Raw genomic sequence first — 13,946 nt, forward strand, 5'->3', positions numbered from 1 at the left:
TCAGCGAGCCAGGTGCCCCAGGCCGGGCAGGAAGCGGCCGGTAGTGGCGGCGTACTGCTGGTACTGCTCGCGGTGGGGTGGCGAGCAGGTACGGCTCTCCGACGACGCGGGCCTCCAGGTGCAATGCGACGATCAGCACCACGGCGCCGGCGAGTGCAATCCAGTTCGGGACCATGCAGGCCGGGCCGATGCCGGTCAGAACAGGACGAGCGCCAACAGAGTCATGGAGTCAGTCCTTGCAGCAGTCGTCGGTGCAATGGCCGGCACCGCCTTGGGAGTCGGCGATGGGTGAGCAGCAGCCTTCGCCGCGCCAGGCTTGAAGACCCTCACGCACCGCGACCCCGGCGATGACCAGTCCAGCGATCGGGTCGGCCCAGCCCCAGCCGAGCGTCGCGTTCAGCACGAGTCCGAGCAGAAGGACGGCGGACAGATAGGTGCAGAGCAGGGTCTGGCTGGAGTCGGCAACGACGGCGTTGGAGCCGAGAGCCCGACCGGTACGGCGCTGCGCCCACGACAGCAACGGCATAACGATCAGCGAAGCGATCGCCAACCCGATCCCGACCGGCGACGTGTCCGGGTCGGTGCCCGTGATCAACGTCCGAACCGACTCGAAGCCGACGTACGCCGCAAGTGCGAAGAAGGAGAACGCCAGCAGTCGCAGTGCCTGGCGTTCGCGGGTCTCGGGCAGGCGGTGGCGGAACTGCCACAGGATGATGAGCCCGCTGGAAACCTCAACAACCGAGTCCAGCCCGAACCCAACCAGCGCGACGGACCCCGCCACGAGACCCGCGCTGATGGCAATCACAGCTTCGATCACGTTGTAGGTGACCGACGCCCCGGCAAGCAGCTGAGCCCGCCGTCCGAGGCGCCGCCGCTCCTCCGGATCACTGGTCCAGGTGCTGGGCGGCGCGGTGCTGATCTGCACCGACTGCAACTGCAACCCCGACCGACCGTCGCCTGGTCGCGCAATGTACGCCGATGGCGTCTCAGCCGAGTCGGGAGCTGTGCTGGGCGCCGCGCCGGTGACCTGCAGCGGCCGCACCTGCAACTCCGGCCGACCGTCGACCGGTCGGGCAACGTACGCCACCGGCGTACCAGTCGAGTCCGACGCTGCCTTGGTCGAGGCCGACGCCGTGGAACTGCTGGTGTCGCGGTGCTCGGGATGCCCGGCGCGCTCGGGGTACTCGGCACGCTCGGGGTACTCGGCACGCTCGGGGCGCTCGGGGTGGCTCATGGCTTGGCGTCCTGGGTGTGCCGTGCCGCCTCGCCGAAGTTCGGGCAGAGCGCGACCGCGTCGCCGGTCAGGCTCAGCAACCGCTCAGCAGCCGACAACATCTCAAGCGTCGCCTCAGGATGCGTAAGGCTGAACACCGAAGCCCGCCCCTGCGGCCGCGACTCCACCAGCCCACAATCCCGCAAACAAGCCAAATGCTTGGACACCGTCGACTGCGCCAACCCAAGGTGCTCAGTCAGATCCACCACCCGCTGCTCACCCAGCGCCAGATACCGCACAATCGCCAGCCGAGAAACATCACTAAACCCATTGAAGAGACAAGCAGCCACCACCAACGCCCGACCATCATCCAGTCCAACATCGACCGCCCCGGCTATCATCGCCATCCAGCGATGCTAACCGCCGACATCCCCCTTGGGAACCCACCGAGCACTCCCATTCCCGTGCGCGCACAACTGCCGGCCGACCAACTCCAATGCACCCGAGCTCCTGGCCCAGCATCCGCGCGACAACCCAGCCCACCGTCCGCTGGATCCCGCCCCTCACGCACCTGATCTACCCCAAGCCCGCCGCCACCTCGCCGCCGCCGACTCACCTGGTCCACCCATCCACTCCGGCACAGCACAAGCGGTCGGCGCAGACCGCGCGAGCCACCAACCGCCCGAAGCCCCGTCCACCGTCCGCCGGATCCCGCCTCCTCGCTCCCACACCGGATCCACGCCCAGCCAGCCTCCGCCTCGCCGCCGCCGACTCACGCGGGCCACCCGTCCACTCCGGCACAGCACTGCGGGTCAGCGATCACCCCACCACCGCTCTCCCGGACCCACCGGGATCCACACCGGCCCGCGTCACAGGCGGACGACGCAGGCGCCTCGCGCACGCAAGGAGGGGCCGGTGGCGAGCACGCGTGGCCGGGAGCGCGTGTAGCGCCGGCGCGAAACTGCCCACACGCACAGCAACAGCGATCGGGCCGGATCACCACCACTCCCCTCACCGACCGGATCCACAACTACCAGTCCCCGGGCCACACCGGAAGCACACCGGCACGTGACCGCCTCGTAGTCGCGAGCGAGCGACGCAGGAGACCCGCGCAGAGCAAGGAAGGGGGCGGGTAGGAGCCGTCGCGAGTACGCGACGCAAGGAGCTCGCGTAGCGCCGGCGTCGGGGCTACCAGCCACCCCGGCGCAGGACAGGTGATCGACCGGATCACCCTGGACGCACCGGATCCACACCCGCCCGTGACCACCTCGCGGTCGCAAGCGGGCGACGCAGGAGCCCCGCGCAAGGTAAGGAAGGGGGCGGGTGGGAGCCGCCGCGAGCACGCGACGCCAGGAGCGCGCGTAGCGCCGGCGTCGGGGTCAACCAACCACGCCGGCGCACCGGATCCACGCCCCGCCCGTGTCCACCTCGCGGTCGCAAGCGGGCGACGCAGGAGCCCCGCGCAAGGTAAGGAAGGGGGCGGGTGGGAGCCGCCGCGAGCACGCGACGCCAGGAGCGCGCGTAGCCGCGGCGTCGGGGGGATCAGTTAGGCCGGTGCGTGCTCCTTCAGGATTGTCATGAAGGCTCGCATCCAAGCGGGGTGGTCGGGCCAAGCGCGGCCGGAGACTACGTTGCCGTCGACTACTGCGTCGCCGTCGACCCATTCCGCTCCGCCGGCCTTGATGTCGAGGGCGAGTGCTGGGTACGCCGACGTCTTCCGGCCGTTCAGCAGACCAGCAGCCGCGGGGATGAGTGGTCCGTGGCAGAGCTGAGCCACAGGCTTCGACTCGCCGTAGAAGTGCTTCACGATGCGCTGGCAGTCGGCGTCGTTGCGGATGTACTCCGGCGCCCGTCCACCCGGGATCACCAGCGCGACGTACTCAGCCGGATCCACGTCGGCGAACGCGATATCGGCCTGCCACGTGTGCCCAGGCTTCTCGGTGTACGTGTCGAAGCCGTCGACGAAATCGTGCACCACGAACTGCAACTTCTTCACCGTGGGCGCCGCCACGTGGACGTCGTACCCCTCCTCGAGCAGCCGCTGGTAGGGGTAGAACACCTCCAGGTCTTCGGCGGCATCACCGGTCAGAATCAGCACCTTCGCCATCACGCCATCTCCTTCGCAGCCGGGGCTTCCACTCGCCAGCCTCTGCCCGCCGACCGAAGAAGGTCAAGGGTCGACCGACCGCGGCCAGGACAACGACGCGGACTCCGCCAGCGACACAGCCGATGAACAGGAAGGAGGCAGCAAATGAGCGGGAAAGTCGAGTGCCGGGCCGAATCCAAACTGGTATGGTCCGATGACGCCCCGCAGGTCCCGGTGTGCGTGAGGAGACCTGCCGTCAGTGGAAGGTTGGATGCGCACGTGATCATCGAGGTCTCCGATCTCACCAAGGACTTCTCACGGCCGGATGTACGCCCGGGACGCTTCGCCGGCACGCGATCGCTGTTCACCCGGGCCCGCAAGATCACCAGAGCGGTCGACGGGATCAGTTTCCAGATCGACGACGGTGAGTTGATCGGATTCCTCGGTCCGAACGGCGCGGGCAAATCCACCACCATCAAGATGCTCACCGGCATCCTGGTCCCCACCTCGGGCACCGTCACGGTCGCCGGCCAGGTTCCGTGGCGCGATCGGCGCCGGAACGCACGCACCATCGGTGCGGTCTTCGGGCAGCGGACCCAACTCTGGTACGACCTCCCGTTGCGCAACTCGTTCGAGATCATCCGGGACCTTTACACGATGGATCCGGAGACGTACCGGACCCGGCTCGGGGAGTTCACCGAACTGCTCGACCTGGACGAATTCATCGACACCCCGGTGCGATCGCTCTCGCTCGGTCAGCGGATGCGCGGCGACCTGGTCGCGGCCATGCTGTACGGCCCGCGGATCCTGTATCTCGACGAACCGACGGTCGGACTCGATGTCGTTGCCAAGGGCAAAATCCGCGAGTTCGTCGCGGAGATCAACGCAGGCCGTGGTACGACGGTCATCCTGACCACCCACGACATGGACGACGTCGAGCGACTCTGCCGGCGGGTGGTGATCATCGACCACGGCAAGATCCTGTACGAGGGCGACGTCGACATGCTCAAGGCGCAGTACGTCACCAGCCGGGACGTCGTGGTGCACTGCACCGACTACGACGCCACCACGATCTCGTCGCCGTACGCGCAGGTGGTCTCGGCCGACACCTTCAAGGCGACGCTGCGGTTCGACCCGAACACAACGGCCGCTCCGAAGGTCGTCCACGACCTCACCTCGCGCTACCCGATCACCGACCTGTCCTTGCTCGAGCCGGACCTCGAGGACGTGATCCGGCAGCTGTACACGGAGCGGACGCCGGTGCCCGCACGCAGTACGGGCGACTGATGCCCGTCGACACGCTGAGCACCCGACTCACCGGAGTTCGCGGCTTCTACCGGGCCGGGTACCAGTCGGTCCTGGCCTATCGCGGGGATCTCCTGTTCGGGATCGTCGGACTGGTCATCCAGTCCACGCTGACCGTGGTCGTCTGGCGCGTTCTGTTCGTCGGTCACGACCAGGTCGCCGGAATCGGGAGCGCCACCGCGGTCGCGTACGCCGTACTGGCCGGCTGTCTGCAGGCCGTCGTCATGCCCTGGCAGTTCTCGTCACTTCCGCTACGGGTCATGCGCGGTCAGATCGGCGTGGACATGATCCGGCCGCGATCTCTGATCAGCCAGAACCTGGCCCAAGCCGGCGGCACGATGGTCGGCAGACTGCCTCTCGGAGCGGCAGGTCTGGTCACGGGCCTCGCACTCGGAGCGGTGAAGGCGCCGAACACTGTGCTCGACCTACTGGCTTCGGTCGTGTCGATGGCCCTCGGTGTCGCGAACATCATGACCATCAATCTGCTGGTGTCCATGACCGCCTTCTGGACTCTCGAGATCGGCGGCGTGATGATCCTCTACCGGTTCGGGTCGGCGTTCCTGTCCGGCGCCTTGATCCCACTGTGGTTCATGCCGGAGTGGCTGCAACCGATCATCAGCTGGCTCCCGTTCCAGGCGCAGATCTACGCACCACTGTCCATCTGGTTCGGGACCCGGCATGGGGCCGACCTGGGTGGCACGCTGGCGCTCCAGCTCGGCTGGGTGGTGGTGCTCTTCGTGCTCCTGCAACTCGTCTGGCGCCGAGCCGTCCACAGGGTGGTGGTGCTCGGTGGCTGAGCAGATCAAGACCTTGTCCCCGCTCCGGGAGGATCTGCGCGCGAGCCGGATCCTGCTGCGGGCCGGCTGGCATGCGGCGATGAGCTATCGGGTCAGCTTCTTCTCGGCGATCCTCGGCGGGATGGTGCTGCAGGGTACGCAACTGTTGTTCATCGGGGTCCTGCTGGCGAAGTTCAACGTCATCGACGGCTGGCGGCTGAACGACATCGCGTTCCTGTTCGGGATGCGGCTGGCCGCGCACGCGTTCTACGTGGTGCCGTTCGGTGCGCTCATCTCGATCGACCAGGCGATCCAGCAAGGCGATGTCGACCGTTACCTGCTGCGCCCGGCCGGGACCTACCTGCAGGTCGTGACCCGCCACGCACCACTCATGGCCCTCGGCGACGCGCTGCTCGGGTTCGGAGCGGTGGCGGTCTTCGCCCCTCAGGCCTCAGTGGACTGGACGCCGGGAAAGGTGGCGTTCCTGATCGCCGCGGTGGTCGGTGGTGGCCTGGTCGAGACCGGCATGCAAACCTTCCTCTCCGGGCTGTCCTTCCGGATGACGTCCACCATGTCGCTGCGGATCCTCGCCGACGACACCATCACGCAGTTCAGCGGCTATCCGCTGACAATGTTCAGCCGCTGGGGATTCCTCTCCCTCACCTTCATCTTCCCGATGGCGTTCATCGCCTACCTGCCGGCCACCGTGCTCCTCGATCGCACCGGCGACCTGCCGATCCCTGCCTGGCTGGCGTACGTCTCACCGGCCGGCGGACTGGTCGTCTTCGCCATCGGTCTCGTCTTCTTCAACCGGATGATCCGGAGCTACACCAGCCCGGGTAGTTGAGGCCTCCAGAACCCCGAGTGATCGCGCTCGGTCATGGGCAGAGCACGGGCCGTTCGCCTCGCAATTCTCCGAGCTGAAAACGCATATTTGAGGCTTCCCGGACGCCGTCCGCCGTGCCACGCTGCTGCTGTCGACAGGGCGGACTGGAGGCCGAGAGATGAGCCTGGCAAGTCAATCGATGGTTCTTGTGACTGCGATTCGCCTGGCCAATGGACACGACGATCTGGACGGTGTGACGACCGTCCGCTGGGAGGGCAATGCAGGGCCTGAGGAAAGCTCTATCGGCGATCTCGTGCTCTGGATCGCCCGGTCACGGGGCCATGCGTACCTCCAATGGCCCAGCGGACAGCGGGGGCCGCGCCTGCACGTAGCCAACCATCCGACGCGACGCTCGGTGCGCAGCGGCCTGACGGCCGACGGAAGCGACGGCTTGCTGTCATTGCCCCGGTTCTGACGCTGGTTGTCCACAGCAATGACCCTGCGGCTCGCCGGCGGCTTCGTCACGCCGTACGGCGCCCGGCCTGGTCCACTGCGGGACCGGGCGGCCGTCCTTGGCCCACCAGGTGTAGGTCCGGTCCTGCGGCCAGCCCGCCGGTGAGTCCTCCCACTGTTCCTGACGGCCGTACACCGTCAGATCGAGCAGGTGAGCCTGCGTCATGATCGTCTCGACACCCCGGCCGATCGTCTCGTGGGTCAGGAAGACCCGATCGTCGACCCGTAGGTAACAGGCGATGTTGCCGGGCTCGTCCAGGAGGCCCGGCCCGACCCCGAGGTCTTCGACGCCGGCCATCGAGTACCACGGCAGGGTGTAGCCCATGAACTCGCGGAACGGGACGATCTCCTCCCACGGTCCGGCGCAGAACACCGCGAACGACACTCCGCGATGGTTCAGATAGCTGGCATCGTGAACGTCGAAGATCGACGCGGTGCATCCCTCGCACTGACCTTCGATCCCCTTGCCGGTGTGCCACATGTGCTTGTAGGCGATGAGTTGGTCGCGGCCGTCGAACACGTCCAACAACGAGACCGGCCCGTGCTCGCCGATCAAGGTCGCCGACTTGTCGACCTCGGTCATCGGCAACCGGCGCCGGGCCGCGGCGATCGCGTCGCCCTCCCGGGTGTGGGCCTTGTCGCGGGCGAGCAGCCCTCGGCGTTCGCGGAGGAAGGTCTCCCGGTCGACGATCGGTGGCGTGGCGGTCGCTTCGGTCATGGCATCGTCCTTTCGGTTGGTGCTGTCAGAAGGTTGGACGAGCGACCCGGCGAATCGTCATCGCACTTTCTTTCGTCCAGTTCGTCGACGGCGGCGTTGGTACGGTGAGCCGCATGACGAGCGCTGCAGCCGACGACCGGTTCCGCGATGCGTTCGACGAGCACCGGCGCTCACTGCACGCGCACTGCTACCGGCTCGCAGGCAACGTCACCGATGCGGACGACCTGGTGCAGGAAACCTTCCTCCGCGCCTGGCGCTCTCGTGCGCAGTACGAAGGCCGGGCTGCGATCCGGACCTGGCTCTACCGGATCTCCACCAACGTCTATCTCGACCACCACAAGGCGGCGGCACGGCGGAGCGTACCGGCGGGCGATCCACTGGAGTGGTGCACCGACATCGGCCCGTATCCCGACTCCGTGCCGAGCGAGGATCCCCAGTCCGGTCTGGAGGCGCGGGAGACGGTCGAGCTAGCGCTGATCGCCGCGCTGATGTACCTGCCTGCACGGCAGCGGGCGGCGTTCGTCCTCCGCGACGTGTCGGGCTGGACGGCGGCCGAGATCGCCGACGCCCTCGACCTAGCGGTGCCTGCGGTGAACAGTCTGATCCAGCGCGCCCGGCGGACGATTCGCCGGCACGCTCCGGGTGATCCGCGGCAGTGGCGCCGACCGGCGTTGACCGCCGAGGACGAGGAGATCCTGCGCCGGTACGCGGCAGCGACCGATCCAGCCAGTCTCCGGGAGCTGCTGGCCGACGACGTACGCATCACGATGCCGCCGGATGCACCGGTCATCGGGATCGATGCCGTCGCCGAGTTCCTGACCAGGCCGCTGGACTGGCGAACGTTCCCGTCCGCCGCCAACGGCCGCCCTGCCCTGATCTGCTATCTGCGCAGCCCCGGCAGCGATCAGTACGACGCGTTGGTCGTCGATGTCCTCACCATCGAGAACGGCCGGATCGTGGAGAGCAACGCCTTCGTCGGTCCACACCACGTGGCCGCCTTCGGCATGCCGCCCGCCGTACCGGCTGTCAGTCGGTGAACGCGTTGCGCATCGACACCAACTCGATCCCCCGCTCCTCGATCGCCTTGCGGATCTCCGGGTCGGTCACGATCTCCTGATCCGACAGCCGGTACTCCTCGGCCCATCGGTAGGTGTACGTGCCGGGCGAGGTCATCGCCGCGAGCTCCGGATGGGCGGCGGCGCAGTGCGTGACCAAGAGGTGCACGCCGGGCGTCAAGCCGGCAATGTGGTCGAGCATCCACGCCTTCTTGCCGTCCGCCTCCCGGTCGCTCAAGGTCACGATCGAGGCGAATCGCTGCGACTCCACCGGGCCGTAGATGAACGGCTTGCCGGCAGCGTTCGAGACCTCGTCGTACGCCGACTCTTCTGCGGACTGACCCATGTGGACGTCCAGATAGTCGATCGAGAGCCCTTCCGCGGCGAACTTCGCCACCTGGGCGGACAGCTCGCGGACGGAGTCGTCATGGGTGATGGACGCCTGCGCCGCATCGACCGTACGGAGGAACGTCCCGTCATCACCGACCAGCGAGGCTCCGTTGGTCAGCGGTCGCCACCGCAGGAAGTTCCATTCGCAGGTCAGGGTCTGATGCACGCCGAGCGGAATCCCGGACTCACGCGCCAACGCCGCGGCCTCGGTGAACCAGGGGCACGCGGCCATGGTCGAGGCCTGCGTCAGGATCCCCTCCCGGAACGCCTGGATCGTGCCGACGTTGACGGCATGACACATACCGAAGTCGTCACCTTGAACAATGAGCCTGATGTCACCAGCCACGCGCACTCCTCAGATCAGCGAACGAACCCGAGGACGACCGTACCCCGCACCTCGGACAACGACTCATCGCACCAGTGACAGGGCAGTCATCCCCGGTGGGTGATGCCGACCGCTGTCAGAACCGGGCAGTCTGCGGCTTCGGAGGGGGCCATCATGAACGAACACCTGGAGTCCTGGCGGGAGGGTGCGGCCAAGGACGCCATCCGGGACTTCGTCGCGCGGATCGGCGACGAGACCTCGAGCGAGTTCGTCCCCGTGGACGAGCGGGTCGCGGTGTTCGACAACGACGGCACACTGTGGTGCGAGAAGCCGATGCCGATCCAGGTCGGCTTCATCCTGAAGCGCTTCGCGGCCATGGCCGACCAGGACCCGGCGCTGCGCGACCGGCAGCCGTGGCAGGCGGCGTACACGCACGACTTCGACTGGCTCAGCCAGGCGTTGGTCAAGCACTACAACGGTGACGACAGCGACCTGAAGGTGCTGCTCGGCGGCGTGCAGCAGGCGTTCGGCGGGATGAACGTCGAGAAGTACGCCAGCGAGGTGGAGGAGTTCCTGGCGAGCGCCGCGCATCCAACACTCAAGCGCCCGTACCGCGAGTGCACCTTCCAGCCGATGGTCGAGTTGCTCCGGTACCTGGAGGACAACGGGTTCAGCACGTACATCGCTTCCGGCGGCGACCGGGACTTCATGCGGCCGGCCGCCGTGCCGCTGTACGGCATTCCGCCGGACCGCGTGATCGGCAGCAGCTTCGGGCTGCAGTACGTCGAGGACGAGCACGGCAGCGCGGTCATGTACAAGGCCGGTCTGGACGTCTTCGACGATGGTCCGGAGAAGCCGGTGCGGATCTGGAGCCGGGTGGGTCGCCGGCCGGTGCTGGCGGGTGGCAACGCGAACGGCGACATCCCGATGCTGAACTTCGCCGGCGGCCCGGCCCGGCCGGCGCTCAGATTGATCGTGCTGCACGACGATGCCGAGCGGGAGTTCGACTACGTCGCCGGTGCGGAGCGTGCGCTCGAGCGGGCTGGTGACCAGGGCTGGACCGTGGTCAGCGTGAAGAACGACTGGACCACCGTCTTCGCTTGATCAGCCGGGGCCGGTCGGAGTCGGCGCAGCCGCGGGGTGTGGAGGTCTGGCCAGGAACTCGAGGATCGCCAGCGCCACCAGCAGGAGAGCCGCCAGCACCAGTACGTCCTTCCCGGTCGGCCGGTCGATGAACACGAAGATAAGTCCGGCCAGCGCGACCAGCGCGAGCCGCAGGATGGTCAGGTTGGCGTGCACCCACGTGCCGACCGGGCCGGTGCGCAGACCGACCGTCTCGCTGTGCTCGCGCAGCCAGCCGATCCCGGTGCGGAAACCGTGCCGGGTCCGGACCGCAGTTGCCGAGGGCCCGGAGAAGAAGGCTGCCGCGGCAACGACCAGGCCGAACACCAGGACCATCCGCAGCCCGGCCCGGATGAACCGGACCAGGGTGTCGAACACCGACGCCGCGGTGGTCGCCGACACATTGTCGGGAATCCGATCGAGGTACGCCGTGCGCAGCAGAGCGATCACGATTCCGAGCAGGAGCATCGATGCGGCCACGCCGAGCCCTGCACCGACCAAAGCCCGGCGGTGGCCGGGGGCGACGTACACGCCGAGCAGGATCAGGCCGATGGCGACGAAGGGCAGCGCCGTACCGACTCGTTCGAGCAGCCGGTAGGCGTCCTGCGCCCGGGCCAGGTCACGCGAGGAGAACACCTCGAACTGAGGACTGATGTTCGGCACCCGTTCCGCCGCCGTGAAGCCGGCCGAGACCAGACTCTGTTTGGCCGCCGCCACGAACGGCCCGAGGTCGATACTCACCACTCCCTGGCTGACGCTGACCGACTGGGTCCCCTCACCGCTCAGCGCTGCCACCATCTGCTGGTGCGCGACGCGTACGGCGGTCACCCACGCGCCCTGGAAGGTGTCACTGGAGACAACCTCGCCGACCTTGCCCCGGACGAAACCGCGGATCGCGTTGGCGAGCGGCCCGGCCAGCCCGCGGAGCTGGTTCGCGACGAGCGGCGGCAGCCCGCGTTCGGCCAGCACGTCCACCGTCTGCCGGGTGAGCGCGGCCACGTCGACGTACCCGAAGATCTGGGCGGTGACCCGGTCGGCGACAGCGTTCTGGACGCCGGGGTCAGCCGCCAGCGGGGTCACGTTCGCGACGAAGCGATCGGTGTCGGTCACCTGGTTGCGGGCCCAGACACCGACCACGGACAGCGGCATCAGCACGCAGCCGACCAGGATCAGCACCACCGCCAGCGGCGACCGCCAGCCGATCCGGCGCCGCCGGGCCGCCACCTGCGCCCGCAACCGCTCGAGCTCGGCCCGTTCGTCAACCGTCAGGCCGCCTGCCGAGGCGTCCCCGTCCGAGGTCGATCCGCCGGCTGGTCTCCCGAACGCGTCGCTCATGAACCGCCTCCGTGTCTCGACAACTCGAGCCTGACCAGCCGGGGCGGTGCCTTCCTCCCCCGCGCCGGGTGAGCCCGTCGCCGATCCACGGTCCGGTCCGGAGCTCATCCACCCCGGGTGATCCCAGACGGCCGCCGGACCGCGACCGTGGTCCGGAAGGAACACGCGGAGGCCGCGGGGCCAGATGTTCGATACGTCGCCGGCAGCCACTGATCGGCGCGACAGCGAAGGGATGCAGTCATGAGTTTCTGGGACGTCATCTGGTTCATCATCGTCACATTCGCGTTCGTCGCGTACCTGATGGTGTTGTTCCACATCATCACGGACATCTTCCGCGACAAGGGCCTCTCGGGATGGGTCAAGGCCATCTGGGTGATCTGTCTGGTCTTCTTCCCGCTGGTGACCGCGCTGGTCTACCTGATCGCCCGTGGCAAGGGCATGGCCGAGCGTTCGGCGGCGGCCTGGGGAAGTGCGAAGGCCGCGCAGGACGAGTACATCAAGTCGGTCGCCGGGTCCACGTCGTCGCCGGCCGAGCAGATCGACAAGGCCCAGCAACTCCTCACCGCGGGCACGATCACCCAGACGGAGTTCGACACGCTGAAGGCCAAGGCCCTCGCCTAGAGACAGCTGTCGACCCGGTGCTCCGACTCCTCAGGCTCAGTGGATTCGCGACCATGGTCGCGGTCCTCGCAGTCGCCTGCGGTACGCCGACGTCGGCACCAGCACCTCCGGCCGAAGCGACCACCACAACGGCAGAGGCTGAGAGCACCGGCACCACGGCGCCGGTCGATCCCCAGGACATGCGCGCGGACGAGCAGGCCGCCGTCAAAGCGGTGGACACCTTCTGGCGCACGCACTTCGCCGAGCAGTTCGGCAAGGCTTACCAGAGTCCTCGGGTGGAGGGCGGCTACGTCGGTGCGAACGGACCGCGGTGTGGAGGAGAACCGTCGGTGCCGTTCAACGCGTTCTACTGCGGGCCGGGCGACTTCCTCGCGTGGGACGAGCAGTTGATGGAGGCCGGCTACAGCCAGATCGGGGACGCCTGGGTCTACCTGATCATCGCCCACGAGTGGGGCCACGCGATCCAGGCCAGACTCAACCGGGATCAGGTGTCCGTCCAGGCGGAACTGCAGGCGGACTGCCTGGCCGGAGCCGCGCTCCAGGGCGCAGCGAACGACGGGCTGATCGAGATCGAGCCCGGCGACAGCGAGGAACTCGCCAAGACCCTGGCCGCTGTCGCCGACGACTACCCCTGGACCAACGAGAGCGACCACGGCAACGCTCAGGAGCGGACGTCAGCCTTCAACACCGGAGTACAGGGAGGTGTGTCGGCCTGCGCCTGAGTCGGCTCTATCGGGTACGGCGTTCGTCGTGCTCCGCGAGGGCCGCACCGAGCTGGGCGCCGACGACTGCAGAGGCGACGACGAGCAGAGCGAGTACGACGAGCCAGGAGATGAGCGCGATCGCCACGCCGATCACGCCGTACCGCTCTGTGTTGCGCTCGATCAGGTGCGGTACGTACACGGCACCCGCCGAGGTGACGGCCACCTGAGCCACCGCGCTGACGACGGCGCCCGGGAACAGCAGGCGCCAGGAGACCCGCCCGCTCAGCAGCAGCCGGCTGGCGAGCCACCACGCCGGAACCGCCGCACAAGTCTGAGCGATCACGGTGAGGAGCAGGCCGCCCGGCAGGTCATTGGCCAGGCTCGCCAGGTAGCCCAGCAGGATCAGCGCGATCAGGATGAGGAAGGCACCCTCGAGGCCGTTGATCGTCCTGCGCAGCCCTCGAGCCGGCAGATTCCACGCGACTTCATAGGTCCGCTGGACCGATCGCGCGAAGCTGCTCGAGGAGACCAGGATGGTGATCACGCTCAGGAAGGTCAGACCGCCTGAGCCGGCCGGCGGCTGTCCGAACAAGGACCGCACTGCATCCGCGGACGGGCCGGTCAGCGAGAACCTGTCAATCAGCCAGTCACCGATGGCCAGCGAGTCGGAACTGCTGACCAACGTCGCCAGCACGATCATCAGCGGAATCAGCGCGATGAAGGCCTGCCCCGCCAGCGTCAGCGCCCGGTCGTAGAACCTGATCTCGATCGCCGAGACCACGATCCGCCAGACGACGCTCCGCCGTATGACCTGCACCACCCGCAGGACCAGTGGATGCTCGGCCAACCGCTTCACCACGGGTCCCAACTCCCACCCATCGCACCGCTCCCCCGGGGCACACGCATCACGGACCTACGACGCTAGGCGCGACCGCTGACGCCGTACACCTCCCTGGC

General features: G+C 67.8%; 14 protein-coding genes. 7 read left to right on the forward strand and 7 right to left on the reverse strand.

Annotated elements, in window-relative coordinates; translation table 11 throughout:
• Positions 1 to 229 precede the first annotated feature (229 nt).
• The 3 genes from E0H73_RS39330 to E0H73_RS39340 all read right to left on the reverse strand — a co-directional run bounded on the left by E0H73_RS39330 (position 230) and on the right by E0H73_RS39340 (position 3,320).
• The gene (locus E0H73_RS39330) at positions 230 to 1,234 is read right to left on the reverse strand and encodes a cation diffusion facilitator family transporter (RefSeq protein ID WP_337590341.1); all 1,005 of its coding nucleotides are present in this window, start codon (positions 1,232 to 1,234) and stop codon (positions 230 to 232) included.
• Positions 1,231 to 1,620, reverse strand: a complete 390-nt coding sequence (locus tag E0H73_RS39335; protein WP_131365322.1) for an ArsR/SmtB family transcription factor — start codon at positions 1,618 to 1,620, stop codon at positions 1,231 to 1,233. Before E0H73_RS39335 ends, E0H73_RS39330 begins: the two co-directional genes overlap by 4 nt.
• A 1,139-nt stretch (positions 1,621 to 2,759) precedes the next feature.
• The gene (locus E0H73_RS39340) at positions 2,760 to 3,320 is read right to left on the reverse strand and encodes a DJ-1/PfpI family protein (protein ID WP_131365324.1); all 561 of its coding nucleotides are present in this window, start codon (positions 3,318 to 3,320) and stop codon (positions 2,760 to 2,762) included.
• A 258-nt stretch (positions 3,321 to 3,578) separates the two neighbouring features.
• Here E0H73_RS39340 and E0H73_RS39345 point away from each other — a divergent pair, with 258 nt between their 5' ends.
• The 3 genes from E0H73_RS39345 to E0H73_RS39355 are packed head-to-tail and all read left to right on the forward strand — an operon-like array spanning position 3,579 to position 6,227.
• Positions 3,579 to 4,586 carry an ABC transporter ATP-binding protein gene (locus E0H73_RS39345; protein ID WP_238164566.1) on the forward strand — a complete coding sequence of 336 codons (1,008 nt, stop codon included), beginning with the start codon at positions 3,579 to 3,581 and terminating at the stop codon, positions 4,584 to 4,586.
• Complete coding sequence (locus tag E0H73_RS39350; RefSeq protein ID WP_131365328.1) at positions 4,586 to 5,401, forward strand: ABC transporter permease; 816 nt, start codon at positions 4,586 to 4,588, stop codon at positions 5,399 to 5,401. The genes E0H73_RS39345 and E0H73_RS39350 overlap by 1 nt, the downstream gene beginning before the upstream one ends.
• On the forward strand, positions 5,394 to 6,227 hold the full coding sequence (locus tag E0H73_RS39355; RefSeq protein WP_165556003.1) for an ABC transporter permease: 834 nt from the start codon (positions 5,394 to 5,396) through the stop codon (positions 6,225 to 6,227). The genes E0H73_RS39350 and E0H73_RS39355 overlap by 8 nt, the downstream gene beginning before the upstream one ends.
• Before the next feature lie 436 nt (positions 6,228 to 6,663).
• Here the strand turns inward: E0H73_RS39355 and E0H73_RS39360 are convergent, their stop codons facing one another.
• Positions 6,664 to 7,437 (reverse strand): DUF899 family protein, encoded by a 774-nt coding sequence (locus E0H73_RS39360; protein WP_131365332.1) that lies wholly within the window; start codon positions 7,435 to 7,437, stop codon positions 6,664 to 6,666.
• Between the two features lie 113 nt (positions 7,438 to 7,550).
• Between E0H73_RS39360 and E0H73_RS39365 the strand changes: the two genes are divergently transcribed.
• On the forward strand, positions 7,551 to 8,474 hold the full coding sequence (locus tag E0H73_RS39365) for an RNA polymerase subunit sigma-70 (protein ID WP_131365334.1): 924 nt from the start codon (positions 7,551 to 7,553) through the stop codon (positions 8,472 to 8,474).
• Here the strand turns inward: E0H73_RS39365 and E0H73_RS39370 are convergent.
• Positions 8,464 to 9,228, reverse strand: coding sequence for a carbohydrate deacetylase (locus E0H73_RS39370; RefSeq protein WP_131365336.1), 765 nt, complete (start codon positions 9,226 to 9,228; stop codon positions 8,464 to 8,466). The two genes, E0H73_RS39365 and E0H73_RS39370, sit on opposite strands and share 11 nt — an antisense overlap.
• Before the next feature lie 153 nt (positions 9,229 to 9,381).
• On the opposite strand from E0H73_RS39370, the gene E0H73_RS39375 reads away from it, so the two are divergent.
• A complete protein-coding gene (locus tag E0H73_RS39375) occupies positions 9,382 to 10,311 on the forward strand; it encodes a haloacid dehalogenase-like hydrolase (RefSeq protein WP_131365338.1) in 930 nt (309 codons plus the stop codon).
• Here E0H73_RS39375 and E0H73_RS39380 read toward each other — a convergent pair whose 3' ends face one another.
• Entirely contained in the window at positions 10,312 to 11,664 is a 1,353-nt protein-coding gene (locus tag E0H73_RS39380) for a hypothetical protein (protein ID WP_131365340.1), read from the reverse strand. It abuts the gene before it with no gap.
• Positions 11,665 to 11,904: 240 nt separating this feature from the next.
• Between E0H73_RS39380 and E0H73_RS39385 the strand changes: the two genes are divergently transcribed.
• Both E0H73_RS39385 and E0H73_RS39390 read left to right on the forward strand, forming a co-directional pair.
• Complete coding sequence (locus tag E0H73_RS39385) at positions 11,905 to 12,285, forward strand: SHOCT domain-containing protein (RefSeq protein WP_131365342.1); 381 nt, start codon at positions 11,905 to 11,907, stop codon at positions 12,283 to 12,285.
• 53 nt (positions 12,286 to 12,338) lie between these two features.
• Positions 12,339 to 13,007 (forward strand): neutral zinc metallopeptidase, encoded by a 669-nt coding sequence (locus E0H73_RS39390; RefSeq protein ID WP_131365344.1) that lies wholly within the window; start codon positions 12,339 to 12,341, stop codon positions 13,005 to 13,007.
• Positions 13,008 to 13,014: 7 nt separating this feature from the next.
• On the opposite strand, the gene E0H73_RS39395 is transcribed toward E0H73_RS39390, so the two are convergent.
• Complete coding sequence (locus E0H73_RS39395; RefSeq protein WP_165556004.1) at positions 13,015 to 13,848, reverse strand: YhjD/YihY/BrkB family envelope integrity protein; 834 nt, start codon at positions 13,846 to 13,848, stop codon at positions 13,015 to 13,017.
• Positions 13,849 to 13,946: the final 98 nt, after the last annotated feature.

This window comes from Kribbella pittospori (assembly GCF_004331465.1).
GTDB lineage: Bacteria > Actinomycetota > Actinomycetes > Propionibacteriales > Kribbellaceae > Kribbella > Kribbella pittospori.

What these genes read in the sequence shown, in the direction of transcription:
- E0H73_RS39330 (WP_337590341.1), bottom strand. Translation starts at nt 1,234, where the DNA reads ATGAGCCACCCCGAGCGCCCCGAGCGTGCCGAGTACCCCGAGCGTGCC.
- E0H73_RS39350 (WP_131365328.1), top strand. Translation starts at nt 4,586, where the DNA reads ATGCCCGTCGACACGCTGAGCACCCGACTCACCGGAGTTCGCGGCTTC.
- E0H73_RS39365 (WP_131365334.1), top strand. Translation starts at nt 7,551, where the DNA reads ATGACGAGCGCTGCAGCCGACGACCGGTTCCGCGATGCGTTCGACGAG.
- E0H73_RS39335 (WP_131365322.1), bottom strand. Translation starts at nt 1,620, where the DNA reads ATGGCGATGATAGCCGGGGCGGTCGATGTTGGACTGGATGATGGTCGG.
- E0H73_RS39375 (WP_131365338.1), top strand. Translation starts at nt 9,382, where the DNA reads ATGAACGAACACCTGGAGTCCTGGCGGGAGGGTGCGGCCAAGGACGCC.
- E0H73_RS39340 (WP_131365324.1), bottom strand. Translation starts at nt 3,320, where the DNA reads ATGGCGAAGGTGCTGATTCTGACCGGTGATGCCGCCGAAGACCTGGAG.
- E0H73_RS39390 (WP_131365344.1), top strand. Translation starts at nt 12,339, where the DNA reads ATGGTCGCGGTCCTCGCAGTCGCCTGCGGTACGCCGACGTCGGCACCA.
- E0H73_RS39360 (WP_131365332.1), bottom strand. Translation starts at nt 7,437, where the DNA reads ATGACCGAAGCGACCGCCACGCCACCGATCGTCGACCGGGAGACCTTC.
- E0H73_RS39380 (WP_131365340.1), bottom strand. Translation starts at nt 11,664, where the DNA reads ATGAGCGACGCGTTCGGGAGACCAGCCGGCGGATCGACCTCGGACGGG.
- E0H73_RS39385 (WP_131365342.1), top strand. Translation starts at nt 11,905, where the DNA reads ATGAGTTTCTGGGACGTCATCTGGTTCATCATCGTCACATTCGCGTTC.